Raw genomic sequence first — 12,525 nt, 5'->3', positions numbered from 1 at the left:
TGCGAGTCCGGAGGAGGAGCGCCCGCCATGGACGAACGCGAGTGGATCACGAGATACGTCGACCGCATGATGGAGCTGCACCGCCTCGCCCCCCAGCCGGGCCAGGCCCTCCCGGAGGCGCGGCGGTTCGCCCAGGAAAGCGCGCGCGGCGCCTATCCCGCCCTGAAGGACGAGGACCCCGCCGAGGTGGCCGATGCGGAGTTCGACGAGGGCCGCAGCAACACACGCTTCCTCGAAGCGTATTGAGGGCGAGGCCCTCCGTCGGCGCGTGAACCTTGGGGGCCGGCCCCAGGCCCTGCCCCCGGGCTCGCCTCAATCGGCGACGCGCGCCCGGTTCCGCAGGAACACCGCCGCCAGGAGCGTCGCGGCCGCCGCCAGGAGGAAGCCGAGGGCGATCGGCCGCTCCAGGAGGATCGAGAGGTCGCCGTCCGAGATCAGCAGCCCCTGCCGCAGCGAACGCTCGAAGGTCGGCCCCAGCACATAGGCCAGGATCAGCGGCCCGAGGTCGAAGCCACCCCGCCGCAGCACGAAGCCCAGCAGGCCGAAGCCCACCGCCAGCAGCACGTCGAAGTCCGCGAGATTGGTGCTGAACACGCCGATGACGCAGATCGCCAGGATCGCCGGCGACATGTAGCGGCGCGGAATGTCCAGCGCGCGGACGAAGAAGCCCACCAGCGGCAGGTTCAGGACCAGCAGGATGAAGTTGCCAAGATACATGGAGGCGATGACGCCCCAGTAGATCTCGGGCTGCCGCTCCAGGATCATCGGCCCCGGCTGGACGCCGTGGATGAGCAGCGCGCCCAGCAGCAGCGCCGTCACCGCATTGGAGGGGATGCCCAGCGTCAGCAGCGGGATGAAGGCGCCGGCCGTGCCGCTGTTGTTGGCGGCTTCCGGTCCCGCCACGCCCTCGATCGCGCCCTTGCCGAACTGCTCCGGATGCTTGGAGAGCCGCTTTTCGATCGCGTAGGAGAGGAAGGAGGCAAGCACCGCGCCGCCGCCCGGCAGCAGCCCGACCAGGAAGCCCAGCACCGAGCCGCGCATGACGGGCGCCACCGAGCGGCGCGCCTCCTCCCTGTTCGGCAGGAAGCCCAGCAGCGAGGAGGGCGGACGCAGGACCTCGGCCTTGGTCTTGGGCATCAGCGCGAGGTAGAGCAGCTCCGAGAGGCCGAAGAGGCCGAGCGCGAGCGGCGTGATGTTGATGCCGTCCACCAGCTCCGGCACGCCGAAGGTGAAGCGCGCCGTGCCCGAGATCGGGTCGAGCCCGATCGCGCCCAGCGCGAGGCCGAGCAGCGCCATCAGGCCGGCCTTGGCGAGGCCGGAGGCCGCGAAGAAGGCGATGAGCGACAGGCCCGCCAGCATGAGCGTGGCGTATTCCCAGGGGCCGAAGGCGATGACCAGCTCGGCCAGCGGCGGCGAGAGGATCATGACGCCGAGGATGCCGACCGTGCTCGCGAAGAAGGAGCCGATGGCGGCGACGCCCAGCGCGGCGCCGGCGCGGCCCTTCCTCGCCATCTCGTAGCCGTCGATGCAGGTGACGACCGAGGAGGCCTCGCCGGGGATGCGCATCAGCACCGAGGTCAGCGTGCCGCCATAGGCGACGCCGTAATAGATGCCGGCCAGCAGGATGATAGCGCCCGTCGGGTCGAGCTTCAGCGTGATCGGCAGGAGCAGCGCGATGGTCGTCGCCGGACCGAGGCCGGGCAGCACGCCGACGACGGTGCCGAGGAAGGCGCCCAGCAGGCAGAGGGACAGGTTCTGCCAGGAGGACAGCACGGCGAAGCCGTGCATCAGGCCGTCGAACATGGCTCAGGCGCTCCGCAGCAGGCCGAGGGAGTAGAGCGCGCGCTCCGCAATGCCGCCCGGGAAGGGCACGCCGAGCGCCGTCCCGAAGACGAGGACGATGCCGGCCGTCAGCACCACGCCGTAGAAGGCGGCGTGGCCCCAGGAGGTCCGCTCGCCGAAGCGCAGCATCGCCACGGTCGCGACGATCATGGGCAGGACGAAGCCCAGGTAAGGCAGGGCGATCGCGACGCCGAGCATCGCCCCGCCATAGGCGAGGAAGGTGCCGTTCGCGAAGGGACGCGCGCCGCCCTCGGGCTCCACCTCGGGATCGCCCGGCCAGGCCAGCACGGCCAGCGCCACGACGCCGATGAGCACCGAGAGCACCTGCGGCATCAGCCCGGGCCCCGGGCCGTCCCAGCCCCAGGCGTCGAGCTTCGACGCCTCCCGCCATCCGAAGATGGCGAAGAGGACGCCGCCGAGGGCGACGTAGCGCGCCGTCCGCGTCATGCGGTCACCGGCGCCGGGCCAGTCCGGCCTCGCGCAGCTGCGGGCCGAAGCGGTCGAAGGCGGCGCGGATGGTGCTCTCGAACTCCGCGGGCTGCATGATCGAGGTCACCATGCCGAAGCGGCCGAGGATCTCCGCCAGGGCCGGCTTCCGCGCGGCTTCCAGGAAGGCGCGCGACAGCAGCTCCGCGCGGTCCTGCGGAATGCCCTTGGGGCCGATGATGCCGATCATGGAATCCACCGTGACGTCGACGCCCTGCTCGCGCAGCGTCGGCACGTCCGGATATTCCTTCCAGCGGATGTCGCTGGCGGAGGCGAGCAGGCGCAGGCGGCCGGATTCGAGCGCCGGCAGCATCTCCGGCGGGTTCTGGATCACCGCGTCCACATGGCCGCCGAGCGTCGCCGTGACGGCCTCCGCGCCCGATCCGAAGGGGATGAACTGGAACCGCGTGCCGGTGACGCGCGCGATGTCGAACATGCCGATGTTGTTCGGCGCGCCCGTGGCGCCGAAGGTGGTGCGGCGCGCCTTGGCCGCGTTCACCAGGTCCATGATGGTCCGGTGCGGCGATTCCGCGCGGACGGCGATGCCGTAGAGGTAGCGCGCGAAGGAGGGCAGGAAGGTGAAGTCGTCCGACTTGTAGGTGACGTCGAGCATATGCGGCGCGATCGCGAGGCCGGCGAGGCCCGTCGTGCCGATCGTGTAGCCGTCCGGCCGCGCGGCCGCCACGGTCTGCACGCCGACGGTGCCCTGGCCGCCGGGCCGGTTCACGATCTGCACGGGCACGCCCAGGATCTTCTCCGCCTCGGCGGCGATGGCGCGGGTGGAGACGTCGGTCGAGCCGCCCGGGCCGTACTGGACGATGATGGTGATCTCGCGCTCGGGCCAGGCGGCCCTGGCGATGGACGGCGCGACGAGGGCGGCGGCGCCCGTGGCGAGACCCTGGGCGATGAGTGTGCGGCGTTGCATTTTGTTTTCCTCCGTATGTGACGACTGGCCGGGAGTCACGGCATGTAGCTGCCGCCGCCCACGTCGATGGTGGTGCCGGTGAGATAGGCCGCCGCGTCCGAGGCGAGGAAATGGACGGTCTCGGCCACCTCCTCCGGCTCGCCCAGGCGGCCCAGGGGGATGCGCGCGAGGAAGGCGTCGTTCATGCCGGGCGCGGCGCCCGCGACCATGTCGCTCATGATGCGGCCCGGGGCGACGCTGTTCACGGTGATGCCGAAGGCGCCGAGCTCGGCCGCGAGGTTGCGGGCGAAGCCCATCAGCCCGGCCTTGGAGGCGCCGTAATAGGAGCCGGTGATGGTGCTGGGCACATGCGCCGCCTGGCTCGTCATCATCACGATCCGGCCCCAGCGGCGCGCCTTCAGCACGGGGATGGCGGCGCGGGAGAGCAGGAAGGGGCCGGTCAGGTTCACCGCCATCACGCGGTTCCACTCGGCGAGCGGAATGTCCTCGACCATGCGCTTGCGGCCGTCGACCTTGGGCGAGATGCCGGCATTGTTCACCAGCACGCCGAGCTTCGGCCACCAGTCCCCGAGCACGTCGGGAAGCGCGGCGATGGCCGCCTCCTCCGCCACGTCGAGGCGGATCGCGCGGGCCTGATGGCCTTCCGCGACGACGGCCGCGGCGGTGGCCTCCACGCCCTCCAGCACATCGGCCAGCACGACCGGATGGCCCGCCGCGGCGAGGCGGCGGGCGATGGCGGCGCCGAGGCCCCGCGCCGCGCCGGTAACGAGGGCGACGCGATCCGAATTGGCGTTCATGGCAGGAGGATCACCTTGCTGGCGGCGCGCTGGCGCGCGAGTTCGAAGCCCTCCAGCCCGCGCTCCAGCGGCAGGCGGTGGGTGATCATCGGGCGGAAGGATTCCGGGTCGCGGCCCAGCAGGGCGATCACCCGGTCCCAGGTGCCGCGCTTCGAGCCATGCGAGGCGCGAAGCTGATGGCGGTTCCGCACGAAGACGGTGAGCGGCAGCGTCAGCGGCCCGTCATGGATGCCGGCCGCGACCAGGATGCCGTCGCGCTTCAGCAGCGGCAGGGCCTCGGTGATGGAGGGCGGATGGCCGGTGGCCTCCAGCACCACGTCGACCGGAGTGCCGCCGGTGAGCTTCAGGACCTGCCCGGCCATCGGGCCCTCGGCGACATCCACGACATCGGCGAAGCCGAGCGCGTTCAGCACCTCGAAGCGCGGGCCGTCGCCGCGGCCGACGATGATGACGCGCCCCGCCCCGGCCGCGCGGGCCATGAGCGCCAGGCCCTGGCCGATCGTGCCCGGCCCCAGGACGAGGACGGTGTCGCCCAGCGACACCTCGCCCACCAGCACCGCGTCGGCGGCGACGGCCAGCGGCTCGACCAGCGCGCCGAGCTCGGCATCCACCGCATCGGGCAGCGCCACGACATTGGCAATGGGCACGTTCAGCAGCTGCGTGAAGGCGCCCTCGCAGGTGAGTCCCATCGAGCGGCGGCGCGTGCAGGCGCGCACGTCGCCGCGCCGGCAGGCGTCGCAGCCGCCGCAGGGCATGCCCGGATGCACCGCCACGCGCGTGCCCGCCGCGATGCCGGTGTTCTCGCCGGCCGCGGCGACGTGGCCGGCGAATTCATGGCCCATGGTCACGGGCAGGTAGGGCTCCAGATGGCCGTAGCCGTCCGACCATTCAAAGGCGTGCACGTCGCTGCCGCAGATGCCCACGGCCTCGATGCGCACGGTCACCTCGCCCGGCCCGGGGGCGCCCGGCTCGGGCAGCTCGCGGGCTTCGAGGCCGAAGCCCGGCCGCATCTTCTGGAGCGCGAACATGCTCAGAAAGGCTCCGGGAACTGCCCGTGGTAGAAGGTCAGCGGCGGCTTGCCATTCGGATCGGTGAGCACCTCGATGAGATAGGGCTCGCCGGAGGCGAAGGCCGTGTCGAGCGCCGGGCCCACATCCTCGCCCTTCGCGACGCGGATCGACTTCACGCCGCAGGCCGTGGCGATGGCGGCATGGTCCACCTCGGCGAAGTCGCAGGCGATCGTGTGCTCGCCGTACTTCGTGTCCTCGGCGTGCTTCTGGAAGCCCAGGATGCCGTTGTTCAGCACCACGACCGTGACCGGCGTCTGCAGCCGGCGCAGCGTCTCGAGCTCGGCCCAGCTATGGCCGAAGCCGCCGTCGCCGCAGACCACCACGACCCGCTTGTCCGGCGCGGCGATCTGCGCGCCGATGCCCAGCGGCACGCCCCAGCCGAGGCCGGCCAGGCCGCGCGGCGTCAGGAAGCGCTGGCCGGCGCGCCTGGCCGTGATGTAGCCGGTGATCCAGTTGGACGAGTAGGAGGCGTCGGCGCAGACGATGCCGTCATCGGGCAGGCGCTTGTCGATCTCGGCGACCACCCGCTCGGGGCGGACCGGGCCGCCGTCGCGCGTGGTGACGCCGGCGACGAGCTTGCGCCAGTCGGCCACGGCCTTCGCGATCTGCGCCTCCACCTTCGGCCGCGCAGCGGCGCGGGCGGCGAGGTCGAGCTTCACGATCTCGGCGCGCAGCGCGGCAAGCGTGAGCTTGGCGTCGCCCAGCAGGCGCAGCGCCTCGTAGTTGCGGCCGATCTCCATCCCGTCGGGATCGATGTGGATGAAGGTCGCGGCGCGCGGGTAGAGCTGCCAGGAATCGGTGCCGTTCTGGTTGGTGCGGTTGCCGACCAGCAGCACGACGTCGGCATTCTCGACCATCGGGCGCAGGTCGCGCGTGCGGGCGCCGAGGCCCATGGTGTTGCCGACCACGCCGAGCGAGAGCGGGTGGTTCTCGTCGACGCTGCCCTTGCCCATGAAGGTGGTCGCGACGGGGAGATGCGCGTCCTGCTGGAGCGCGGCGAGCTCCTGCGCCGCATCCGAGAGATGCACGCCGCCGCCCGCGATGATCAGCGGCGCCTTGGCGGCCGCCAGCAGCGCGGCGGCCTCGGCGATGCGCGTGGGGTCGGCCGTGGTGCGGTCGAGCGGGAAGGTGCCGAGATTGGCCTTGCGGCGGGACATCGGCCCCGCCTTCTCCGTCAGCAGGTCGGCGGGCAGCAGCAGCACGGCCGGGCCGGGGCGGCCCGAGGTCGCGGCCGCGAAGGCCATGTCCACATAGTCCTCCAGCCGGTCCGCCCGGTCGATCCGGCGCGTGAACTTGGAGACGGCGGCGAAGAGCGCGACGTGGTCCAGCTCCTGGAAGGCGTTCTTGTCGGCGGCGTCGCGCGTCACTTCCTGCACCAGCGCGATGACCGGCACGCTGGCCTTCATCGCCTCGGCGAGCGGCGGCACCAGCAGGGTCGCGGCGGGGCCGTTCTGCGCGGTGACCACTCCGACCTTGCGCGAGATGCGCGCATAGCCGTCGGCCATGGTGCCGCCCATGTTCTCCTGCCGGTAGACCTTCTGCTCGATGCCGACATGCGGCGCGGCGAGATGGAAGGCCGAGGGCAGGCTCTGGCCGAATGTCACCGTCACGCCATGGCGCGCGAAGGCTTCCGCGAGACGCAGTGCGACATTCGTATTGGCGGCGGCCGGGCCGTGATCTGGCATCAAGCGGTTCCTCAGGGAGCTATTTGCTGTTTGCAATAGCAAATCTCATGTCGCTTGACGGGTCAACCCCATCGGCGGATGGTTCCCCGGCGAATGGATCTAGAACCCGCCCTCCACCCCGTCGACCGCGCGGACAGCCTCGCGGGCAAGGTCTATCAGCAGTTGCGCAGCGCGCTGGTCGGCGGACGGCTCGTGCCGGGCCAGAAGCTCGTCCACCGCCTGCTCGCCGCCGAGCTCGGCGTCAGCCCCACCCCGGTGCGCGAGGCCCTGCTGCGGCTGGTCTCCGAAGGGGCGCTGGAGCTCGACGCCCGCGGCATCGCCTGGGTGCCCCGGCTCGAGGTCGCGCGCTACGACGAGATCATGGATCTGCGCATCGAGCTGGAAGGCCGGGCGGCCGCGCGCGCGGCCATGCTGGCCACGCCGGCCGAGATCGCCGCGCTGGCGGAGATCCAGGCGCGGCTGCTCGCCGGCCGCCGCGCGATGGACCGGCACGTGGTGCTGCAGGAGAACGAGCGCTTTCACTTCGGCGTCATCGCCGTGGCGCGGCTGCCCGTCCTTCGAAGGGTGGTGGAGAGCCTCTGGGTGCAGGTGGGGCCGACGATCAACCTGCTCTTCGCGGGGCCGCGCGAGCTCTCGCCGCAGGGCCATCCGCACGACGCACTGCTGGCGGCGCTCGGCGCGCGCGACGCGGAGGCGGCGCGTGCGGCGGTGCGGCGGGATCTGTGCGAGCATGCCCGGGTGCTGTCGCCGCTGCTGGCGCGCGGCCCTCGGCCGGAGCCGGCTCCGTCCCGGTGAGCCTCGCCAAGTCCGCTCTCTGGCTCTTCGCCCTCCTCTACCTCCTGCCGGTCGCCGTCGCCGCCCTCCTCCATCAGCGGCATGGGATAGGCGCCGACTGGTTCAACGCCGACCGGTCCAGCATCGCCCATCTGCCGCGGCCCTCCGAGCATCCCGCGGCCGTGGTGCGGATCTTCGCCGCGCCCACGGTTCGCTGGCGGGGTATCGTCGCGGTGCACTCCTGGATCGTGGTCAAGGCCGAGAATGCCGGGACCTACACCCGCTACGACTACACGGCCTGGGGCGATCCGGTCCGCGTCAACGGGTTCGAGGCGGACGGGCGATGGTTCGGGCGGGATCCCGTGGTGGTCTACGCCGCCGACGGCGATGCGGCGCAAGCCCTGATCCCGCGCATGCAGGCGGCCATCGACGGCTATGCCTGGCGCAGCCGGGGCGACTACCGGGCCTGGCCCGGGCCGAACTCCAACACCTTCGTCGCCGCCGTGCTGGATGCGGTCCCCGAAGTCCACGCGGTCCTGCCCCCCACGGCCATCGGCAAGGACTATCCCCATGACGGCCGCTGGCTCCGGCCGACCCATTCGGGCACGGGCCTTCGCCTGACCCTGGGCGGCTATGCCGGCGTGACCGTCGGCTGGGTGGACGGCATCGAGATCAGCATCCTCGGCGCCGTGGCGGGTCTCGACATCCGCCGGCCGGCCCTGAAGCTCCCCGGGATCGGGCGCCTCGGCGTCCCGGTCACCGACAGCGGCCGATGATCGGCGACCATAGGCGCCGCTGGGAAGGCCGCTTCCGCGGGATCGAGGCTCCGCGATCAGATCGCCAGCAGCAGCGCGATCCCAGCACCGACAGCGCCGCGCGAGGATGGCGAGAGGCCGACATGGCCCGGCACCCCGGCAGCGCCCGAATCACCAGGGGCGTGACCAGCGGGCTGCTCGCCACGATCGGGGCCGCGACCGGGCCGCGGGCCAGTTCCACGTCCATCCGTCCCGCCCTTCCCCGGCTCGGCGAGATCCCGGCCCGCCGACATGGCGACCTACCAGTTGCGGCTGCCTCGACAATCGAGGCCCGGGGGCGGCCGTGCTGGGCCGAACTGAAACCATCCGGCCGCTCGGGCGTCAGAAGCGCATGGCGGAAGGCTCATTCACCCCGGCGCGGCGCCGACTGGCGGAGGCCGAAGAGCGGCTGGCCGCCGCGCGCGACGGGCTGCGCGTCGCCGGGGAGCAAGGGCGTGTCCATCTGCTCGCGACCCTGCAGACGGTGATCGATGCGGAAGTCCTCCGCGTCCAGGAGATCCAGGCGGAGATCAGGAGCGGCAAGTCCCCCTAGGCTCCAGCCCCAATCAGAACGGGCGTCAACGCGCCGCGCTGTGATTCACGTCTTGGAGGAGATGTGGATCATGGAGCAGGGCTTTTGGCTGAGTGACGGGCGGTGGTCGGCGTTGCTGCCCACTTTCGCCACGCAACCAACCCGGCGCCCGCCGGGTGGATGGTGACGCGCCGCTGCACGCCGTGCTTCTGGTGGATGGTGACGCGCCGCTGCACGCCGTGCTTCTGGTGGACGGTGCCGGGCACTCCTCACACGGCGGCGGCGATGACAAATCAGGTGGCGATCCCTAGCAGCCCGCGCAGCTCCGCCTCGGGCCGGGCTATCTCCTCGAGCGTCGTGGCATCCAGCACCGCAAGGAATGCCTCGCGCGCCGCGTGCAGTGCCTGTTTGAGACGGCAGGCGGGCAGGATGACGCAGCATCCCCCCGCGAAACAAGGCACCAGGTCGAAGTCCGGCTCGAGGCGCCGCACCACCTGTCCCACCGTGATATGCGCCGCCGGCCGTGCCAGGACCAAGCCGCCGCCACGCCCGCGCATCGTGATCACGTAGCCTTCCTGGCCGAGCAGCTGCGCCACCTTCATCAGGTGGTTCTCGGAGATGCCATAAGCCTGCGCCACCTCAGCGATCGTCGCTCGGCCCTGCGGCTTGAGCGCGATGTGGATCAGCATGCGAAGGGAAAAGTCCGTGAAGGTGGTGAGGCGCATGCGGATAAGATGCAATAGCGGTATTGCTTTTCAAGCGCGGCACTTATAAGATGCTTTCGTGATGCACCTTATGAGGCACCCCATGAATCCGAAGGAACTCTTCCTGCTCCCCGGCAACCTCGCCAGCGACGCGCTGCATGTGGGCGATGTCGACAGCCGCACGATGATACGGACCCTGGTGAACATGCTGTTCTGGAACCTGGTGGTCGTCTTGTCGGTCCTTCCGTTCATCTAGGATGGCCGGACCATGACGACGCCCTATCGCTCCACGCCGGTTTTCGACGAGACGACCTTACCCGCCGCCCTCCGGACGCGGCACAGCACCAAAGCGGGGACCTGGGGAATGATCCGCGTGCTCGAGGGGCAGGTGAAGCTCACCTATCTCGAGCCCCTCTCGACGGTCCTCCTGAATCCCGATGTCGCGGGGCCCTTGGCGCCCGGGCGGCTGCATTTCGTCGAACCTGTCGGTGCCATGCGAATGCGCGTCGATTTCTACGACGAGCCGCCGGGCGACTAGCACGCCCGGTGTGTAAAGGAATCCGCACACGTAGTTCTCCCAATCGCCCGGCCCGCGCCGAATTGATTTGCTGGCATGCAATCAACAGGGAGGGCATCCTTTGAACCGCAGAAGCACGCTCCTGATCGCCGCCTCGATGATGGGCCTGGCGGCTTGCCAGCAGGATGTCCGGCCCGTCACGCAGGCGGCGCCTTCGCCGGCGCAAGGCGGCCCCCATTGGCTCGTCGGAACCTGGCGGGGGCCCCTGATGCCGATGGGAACGCCGGTGGTCCTGCAGGTCACCTCGGTCAACGACGCGGGAACCAGGGCCACCGGACGATGGGGCGCGACCGAGGTGGACATCCGCCTGAGCGGGAGTACGGCCCGCTTTTTCACGTCGCAGAACAATCCCGTCGAGCTGAATTACGCCGGCCCCTCCACCCTCCAGGGCATCGTGACGCCTCGCGGCGGCGCCGGCGTCTCGGCCCATGGCCGCGGCAACTCGCAATGGACGATCACGATGATCCGGGAGATCGCCGGCGCCTGAGGCGCGACCGGCCTCTCAGCCCCGGCGGCCGATCAGCCGCCCGTGTATCCGCGTCCCTGCATGCAGGCCGCCACGGCCCTGCCGAAGGACGCGCCATGTTGCTGCTGCGTGGCCGCGGCGTGCCGCCGGTCCTGGCGTCTCGCCCCGCGCTGGGCGGCTGCTCCCCCCACCGCGCCGGCCGCGGCGCCGCGCCCGGCATCGTTGCCGGTGATCGCCGCCGCCGTGGCGCCGGCGGCCGCGCCGCGCACCCGGCCCCCGGCCCGCGCCGGGCTGGAGGCCGCGGGCGCCGGGCCGACCTGTTGCCGGGCCCAGGACTCGCAGGCCGCGCGATCCTGGTTCTGCCTCTCCGGGGATTGCCCCCTCGCGGGGTAGAAGGCCGGCTGCGCCGCGGCGATCCCGCAGCTGAGAGCGACGGCGCCGACGGCCATCGAAGTGATCCGGTGCATGGCAGTGTCCCATCGTGCAAGGGGTTGATCCCGCTGCGGGAGGCGCCCCCGCAGGGAAACGAGGCGACCTGGCGCCGAGGGCCGCTCGGCGGCCAGGCTCAGCCGGATGTGAAAGGAGGCTGCCGCAGCCAGGGATATCCCGCGCGGGCCTTCTCGAAGCCGTAGTTGAACAGCGGCGTCATGTAGGTCTGGTCGAAGGGCCTGTCGTAGGTGACCCCGAAGTCCGAGCCGATATAGGCCATCCGGAATTCGACCCCGTCCCGCTCCGCGTTCAGCCAGACGCGCACCGCGTCGTTGTAGCCGCTCATGGCCGTCATCGTGGCGACGGCACGCTGGGCGATGCTCAGCGTCCGGCGGTTCGTCGAGGCCCAGTTGGCGTCCATCCGGGCGTTGCGGATCAGCCAGGCTCGGATGGTCGGCACCGGGCGCCGCGCCCGCAGGTTCGCACGCCGCTGCTCGGCGACGGCCGTCGGATAGAGGAAGGCCTGCGCCACGGCGCCGCCGTCCACATGCAGCTCCTGGTACTTCCGCCCGTCCGCCTCCACGTCGAAGAGGACCGGCGGGAAGGCGCCCGGAATGGCCGCCGAGGCCAGCATGATGCGCCGGATGAGCTGCGGCGCGCGCGGGTCCCCGCTATTGGCGATGGCCCCGATGTTCCAGACCACGGGCAGCTGCGTGTCGAGGTTGGTGGTGCCGATGAGCAGCAGGCGCCCCTCGCGGTAGCCCTGCGCGATCGCGGCCAGCATCGCGTCGTCGAGCTGGCGCGTGATGGTGGCGAAAAGCGGCGAGGTATCGGCCATCGCATCGTCGAAGAGGGCGGCCATGTACCCGCGCGCGATGGCGACGTCGGCCAGGGTGATCCCGGTGTAGACGCGCTTCAGCGCGGCATCCGCGGAGGTTCCGATGAAGGCGAAGGGCGCGGTGAGCGCACCCGTGCTGACGCCGGTGACGAGATTGAAGATGGGGCGCGAGCCCTCGACGCTCCAGCCGTTCAGCAGGCCCGCGCCGAAGGCCCCGTCCTCGCCGCCGCCGGAAATGGCCAGCATGTCCATGGGCGGCAGGACGGCGCCCGGGCGGAGGCCCAGGAAGGCGCGCCGCCGCTCGCCCGCGGCGAGATATTCCCGCGTGATCGCGGCGTAGCCCTCGCCGATGAGAAATCGCTCGTTGGGAAGGCCGAGAACGGAGGCGCGCATGGTCAGCCCGCGGGGCACCGCCGGCTCCCGGACCGGAAGGGTGCAGGCGCCGAGGCTGGCCGCGGCCAGCGCAAGCACGCCCCGGCGCGAACGGGTGTTGACCATGATTATCCTCTCGAGAGTCGTTGCCGCGAAAGGTCGTCCCTCTCGCAGCGAGGCACCGCCGGGGCCGGAGCTTGTCGCTCCGGGACGTCGGGAGGCCAGAACAGGCAC

The 12,525-nt window shown here is 71.3% G+C and carries 16 protein-coding genes; 7 read left to right on the top strand and 9 right to left on the bottom strand.

Features of this window, described 5'->3' with window-relative positions; all coding sequences use genetic code 11:
- Positions 1 to 27: 27 nt before the first annotated feature.
- Entirely contained in the window at positions 28 to 246 is a 219-nt protein-coding gene (locus tag EJV46_RS14020; protein WP_131549254.1) for a hypothetical protein, read from the top strand.
- A 66-nt stretch (positions 247 to 312) separates the two neighbouring features.
- Here EJV46_RS14020 and EJV46_RS14015 read toward each other — a convergent pair whose 3' ends face one another.
- The 6 genes from EJV46_RS14015 to EJV46_RS13990 are packed head-to-tail and all read right to left on the bottom strand — an operon-like array spanning position 313 to position 6,805.
- Positions 313 to 1,803, bottom strand: coding sequence for a tripartite tricarboxylate transporter permease (locus EJV46_RS14015; protein ID WP_131549253.1), 1,491 nt, complete (start codon positions 1,801 to 1,803; stop codon positions 313 to 315).
- A gap of 3 nt (positions 1,804 to 1,806) precedes the next feature.
- The gene (locus tag EJV46_RS14010; RefSeq protein ID WP_131549252.1) at positions 1,807 to 2,289 is read right to left on the bottom strand and encodes a tripartite tricarboxylate transporter TctB family protein; all 483 of its coding nucleotides are present in this window, start codon (positions 2,287 to 2,289) and stop codon (positions 1,807 to 1,809) included.
- A gap of 4 nt (positions 2,290 to 2,293) precedes the next feature.
- Positions 2,294 to 3,253 (bottom strand): tripartite tricarboxylate transporter substrate binding protein, encoded by a 960-nt coding sequence (locus EJV46_RS14005; RefSeq protein WP_131549251.1) that lies wholly within the window; start codon positions 3,251 to 3,253, stop codon positions 2,294 to 2,296.
- 35 nt (positions 3,254 to 3,288) lie between these two features.
- Positions 3,289 to 4,050 carry an SDR family NAD(P)-dependent oxidoreductase gene (locus EJV46_RS14000; RefSeq protein WP_131549250.1) on the bottom strand — a complete coding sequence of 254 codons (762 nt, stop codon included), beginning with the start codon at positions 4,048 to 4,050 and terminating at the stop codon, positions 3,289 to 3,291.
- Entirely contained in the window at positions 4,047 to 5,078 is a 1,032-nt protein-coding gene (locus EJV46_RS13995) for a zinc-binding dehydrogenase (RefSeq protein ID WP_131549249.1), read from the bottom strand. Before EJV46_RS13995 ends, EJV46_RS14000 begins: the two co-directional genes overlap by 4 nt.
- Before the next feature lie 2 nt (positions 5,079 to 5,080).
- Positions 5,081 to 6,805, bottom strand: coding sequence for an acetolactate synthase catalytic subunit (locus EJV46_RS13990; protein WP_131549248.1), 1,725 nt, complete (start codon positions 6,803 to 6,805; stop codon positions 5,081 to 5,083).
- A gap of 93 nt (positions 6,806 to 6,898) precedes the next feature.
- Between EJV46_RS13990 and EJV46_RS13985 the strand changes: the two genes are divergently transcribed.
- The 3 genes from EJV46_RS13985 to EJV46_RS13975 all read left to right on the top strand — a co-directional run bounded on the left by EJV46_RS13985 (position 6,899) and on the right by EJV46_RS13975 (position 8,926).
- Positions 6,899 to 7,600, top strand: coding sequence for a GntR family transcriptional regulator (locus EJV46_RS13985; RefSeq protein ID WP_165585536.1), 702 nt, complete (start codon positions 6,899 to 6,901; stop codon positions 7,598 to 7,600).
- A complete protein-coding gene (locus EJV46_RS13980; protein ID WP_206020810.1) occupies positions 7,597 to 8,355 on the top strand; it encodes a DUF3750 domain-containing protein in 759 nt (252 codons plus the stop codon). The genes EJV46_RS13985 and EJV46_RS13980 overlap by 4 nt, the downstream gene beginning before the upstream one ends.
- Before the next feature lie 370 nt (positions 8,356 to 8,725).
- Positions 8,726 to 8,926 carry a hypothetical protein gene (locus EJV46_RS13975; protein WP_131549246.1) on the top strand — a complete coding sequence of 67 codons (201 nt, stop codon included), beginning with the start codon at positions 8,726 to 8,728 and terminating at the stop codon, positions 8,924 to 8,926.
- Positions 8,927 to 9,198: 272 nt separating this feature from the next.
- On the opposite strand, the gene EJV46_RS13970 is transcribed toward EJV46_RS13975, so the two are convergent.
- Positions 9,199 to 9,630 (bottom strand): Rrf2 family transcriptional regulator, encoded by a 432-nt coding sequence (locus tag EJV46_RS13970; RefSeq protein ID WP_131549245.1) that lies wholly within the window; start codon positions 9,628 to 9,630, stop codon positions 9,199 to 9,201.
- 82 nt (positions 9,631 to 9,712) lie between these two features.
- On the opposite strand from EJV46_RS13970, the gene EJV46_RS22865 reads away from it, so the two are divergent.
- The 3 genes from EJV46_RS22865 to EJV46_RS13960 all read left to right on the top strand — a co-directional run bounded on the left by EJV46_RS22865 (position 9,713) and on the right by EJV46_RS13960 (position 10,673).
- Entirely contained in the window at positions 9,713 to 9,865 is a 153-nt protein-coding gene (locus tag EJV46_RS22865) for a hypothetical protein (protein WP_165585535.1), read from the top strand.
- A gap of 12 nt (positions 9,866 to 9,877) precedes the next feature.
- Positions 9,878 to 10,147 (top strand): DUF1971 domain-containing protein, encoded by a 270-nt coding sequence (locus EJV46_RS13965; RefSeq protein ID WP_131549244.1) that lies wholly within the window; start codon positions 9,878 to 9,880, stop codon positions 10,145 to 10,147.
- A gap of 100 nt (positions 10,148 to 10,247) precedes the next feature.
- Positions 10,248 to 10,673, top strand: a complete 426-nt coding sequence (locus tag EJV46_RS13960) for a hypothetical protein (protein WP_131549243.1) — start codon at positions 10,248 to 10,250, stop codon at positions 10,671 to 10,673.
- Positions 10,674 to 10,705: 32 nt separating this feature from the next.
- Here the strand turns inward: EJV46_RS13960 and EJV46_RS13955 are convergent, their stop codons facing one another.
- Positions 10,706 to 11,119 carry a hypothetical protein gene (locus EJV46_RS13955; protein ID WP_131549242.1) on the bottom strand — a complete coding sequence of 138 codons (414 nt, stop codon included), beginning with the start codon at positions 11,117 to 11,119 and terminating at the stop codon, positions 10,706 to 10,708.
- Positions 11,120 to 11,217: 98 nt separating this feature from the next.
- Positions 11,218 to 12,417 (bottom strand): patatin-like phospholipase family protein, encoded by a 1,200-nt coding sequence (locus EJV46_RS13950; protein WP_131549241.1) that lies wholly within the window; start codon positions 12,415 to 12,417, stop codon positions 11,218 to 11,220.
- Positions 12,418 to 12,525: the final 108 nt, after the last annotated feature.

Source organism: Roseococcus sp. SYP-B2431 (genome assembly GCF_004336745.1).
Classification (GTDB): Bacteria; Pseudomonadota; Alphaproteobacteria; order Acetobacterales; family Acetobacteraceae; genus Roseococcus.
Note: the sequence above shows the minus strand (reverse complement) of the source record. Positions and strands in the feature narration are given on the sequence as shown.

Coding starts and splice junctions, on each gene's coding strand:
- EJV46_RS13950 (WP_131549241.1), bottom strand. CDS start 12,417: ATGGTCAACACCCGTTCGCGCCGGGGCGTGCTTGCGCTGGCCGCGGCC.
- EJV46_RS14000 (WP_131549250.1), bottom strand. CDS start 4,050: ATGAACGCCAATTCGGATCGCGTCGCCCTCGTTACCGGCGCGGCGCGG.
- EJV46_RS14005 (WP_131549251.1), bottom strand. CDS start 3,253: ATGCAACGCCGCACACTCATCGCCCAGGGTCTCGCCACGGGCGCCGCC.
- EJV46_RS13985 (WP_165585536.1), top strand. CDS start 6,899: ATGGATCTAGAACCCGCCCTCCACCCCGTCGACCGCGCGGACAGCCTC.
- EJV46_RS14010 (WP_131549252.1), bottom strand. CDS start 2,289: ATGACGCGGACGGCGCGCTACGTCGCCCTCGGCGGCGTCCTCTTCGCC.
- EJV46_RS13975 (WP_131549246.1), top strand. CDS start 8,726: ATGGCGGAAGGCTCATTCACCCCGGCGCGGCGCCGACTGGCGGAGGCC.
- EJV46_RS13970 (WP_131549245.1), bottom strand. CDS start 9,630: ATGCGCCTCACCACCTTCACGGACTTTTCCCTTCGCATGCTGATCCAC.
- EJV46_RS13965 (WP_131549244.1), top strand. CDS start 9,878: ATGACGACGCCCTATCGCTCCACGCCGGTTTTCGACGAGACGACCTTA.
- EJV46_RS22865 (WP_165585535.1), top strand. CDS start 9,713: ATGAATCCGAAGGAACTCTTCCTGCTCCCCGGCAACCTCGCCAGCGAC.
- EJV46_RS13995 (WP_131549249.1), bottom strand. CDS start 5,078: ATGTTCGCGCTCCAGAAGATGCGGCCGGGCTTCGGCCTCGAAGCCCGC.
- EJV46_RS14020 (WP_131549254.1), top strand. CDS start 28: ATGGACGAACGCGAGTGGATCACGAGATACGTCGACCGCATGATGGAG.
- EJV46_RS14015 (WP_131549253.1), bottom strand. CDS start 1,803: ATGTTCGACGGCCTGATGCACGGCTTCGCCGTGCTGTCCTCCTGGCAG.
- EJV46_RS13955 (WP_131549242.1), bottom strand. CDS start 11,119: ATGCACCGGATCACTTCGATGGCCGTCGGCGCCGTCGCTCTCAGCTGC.
- EJV46_RS13990 (WP_131549248.1), bottom strand. CDS start 6,805: ATGCCAGATCACGGCCCGGCCGCCGCCAATACGAATGTCGCACTGCGT.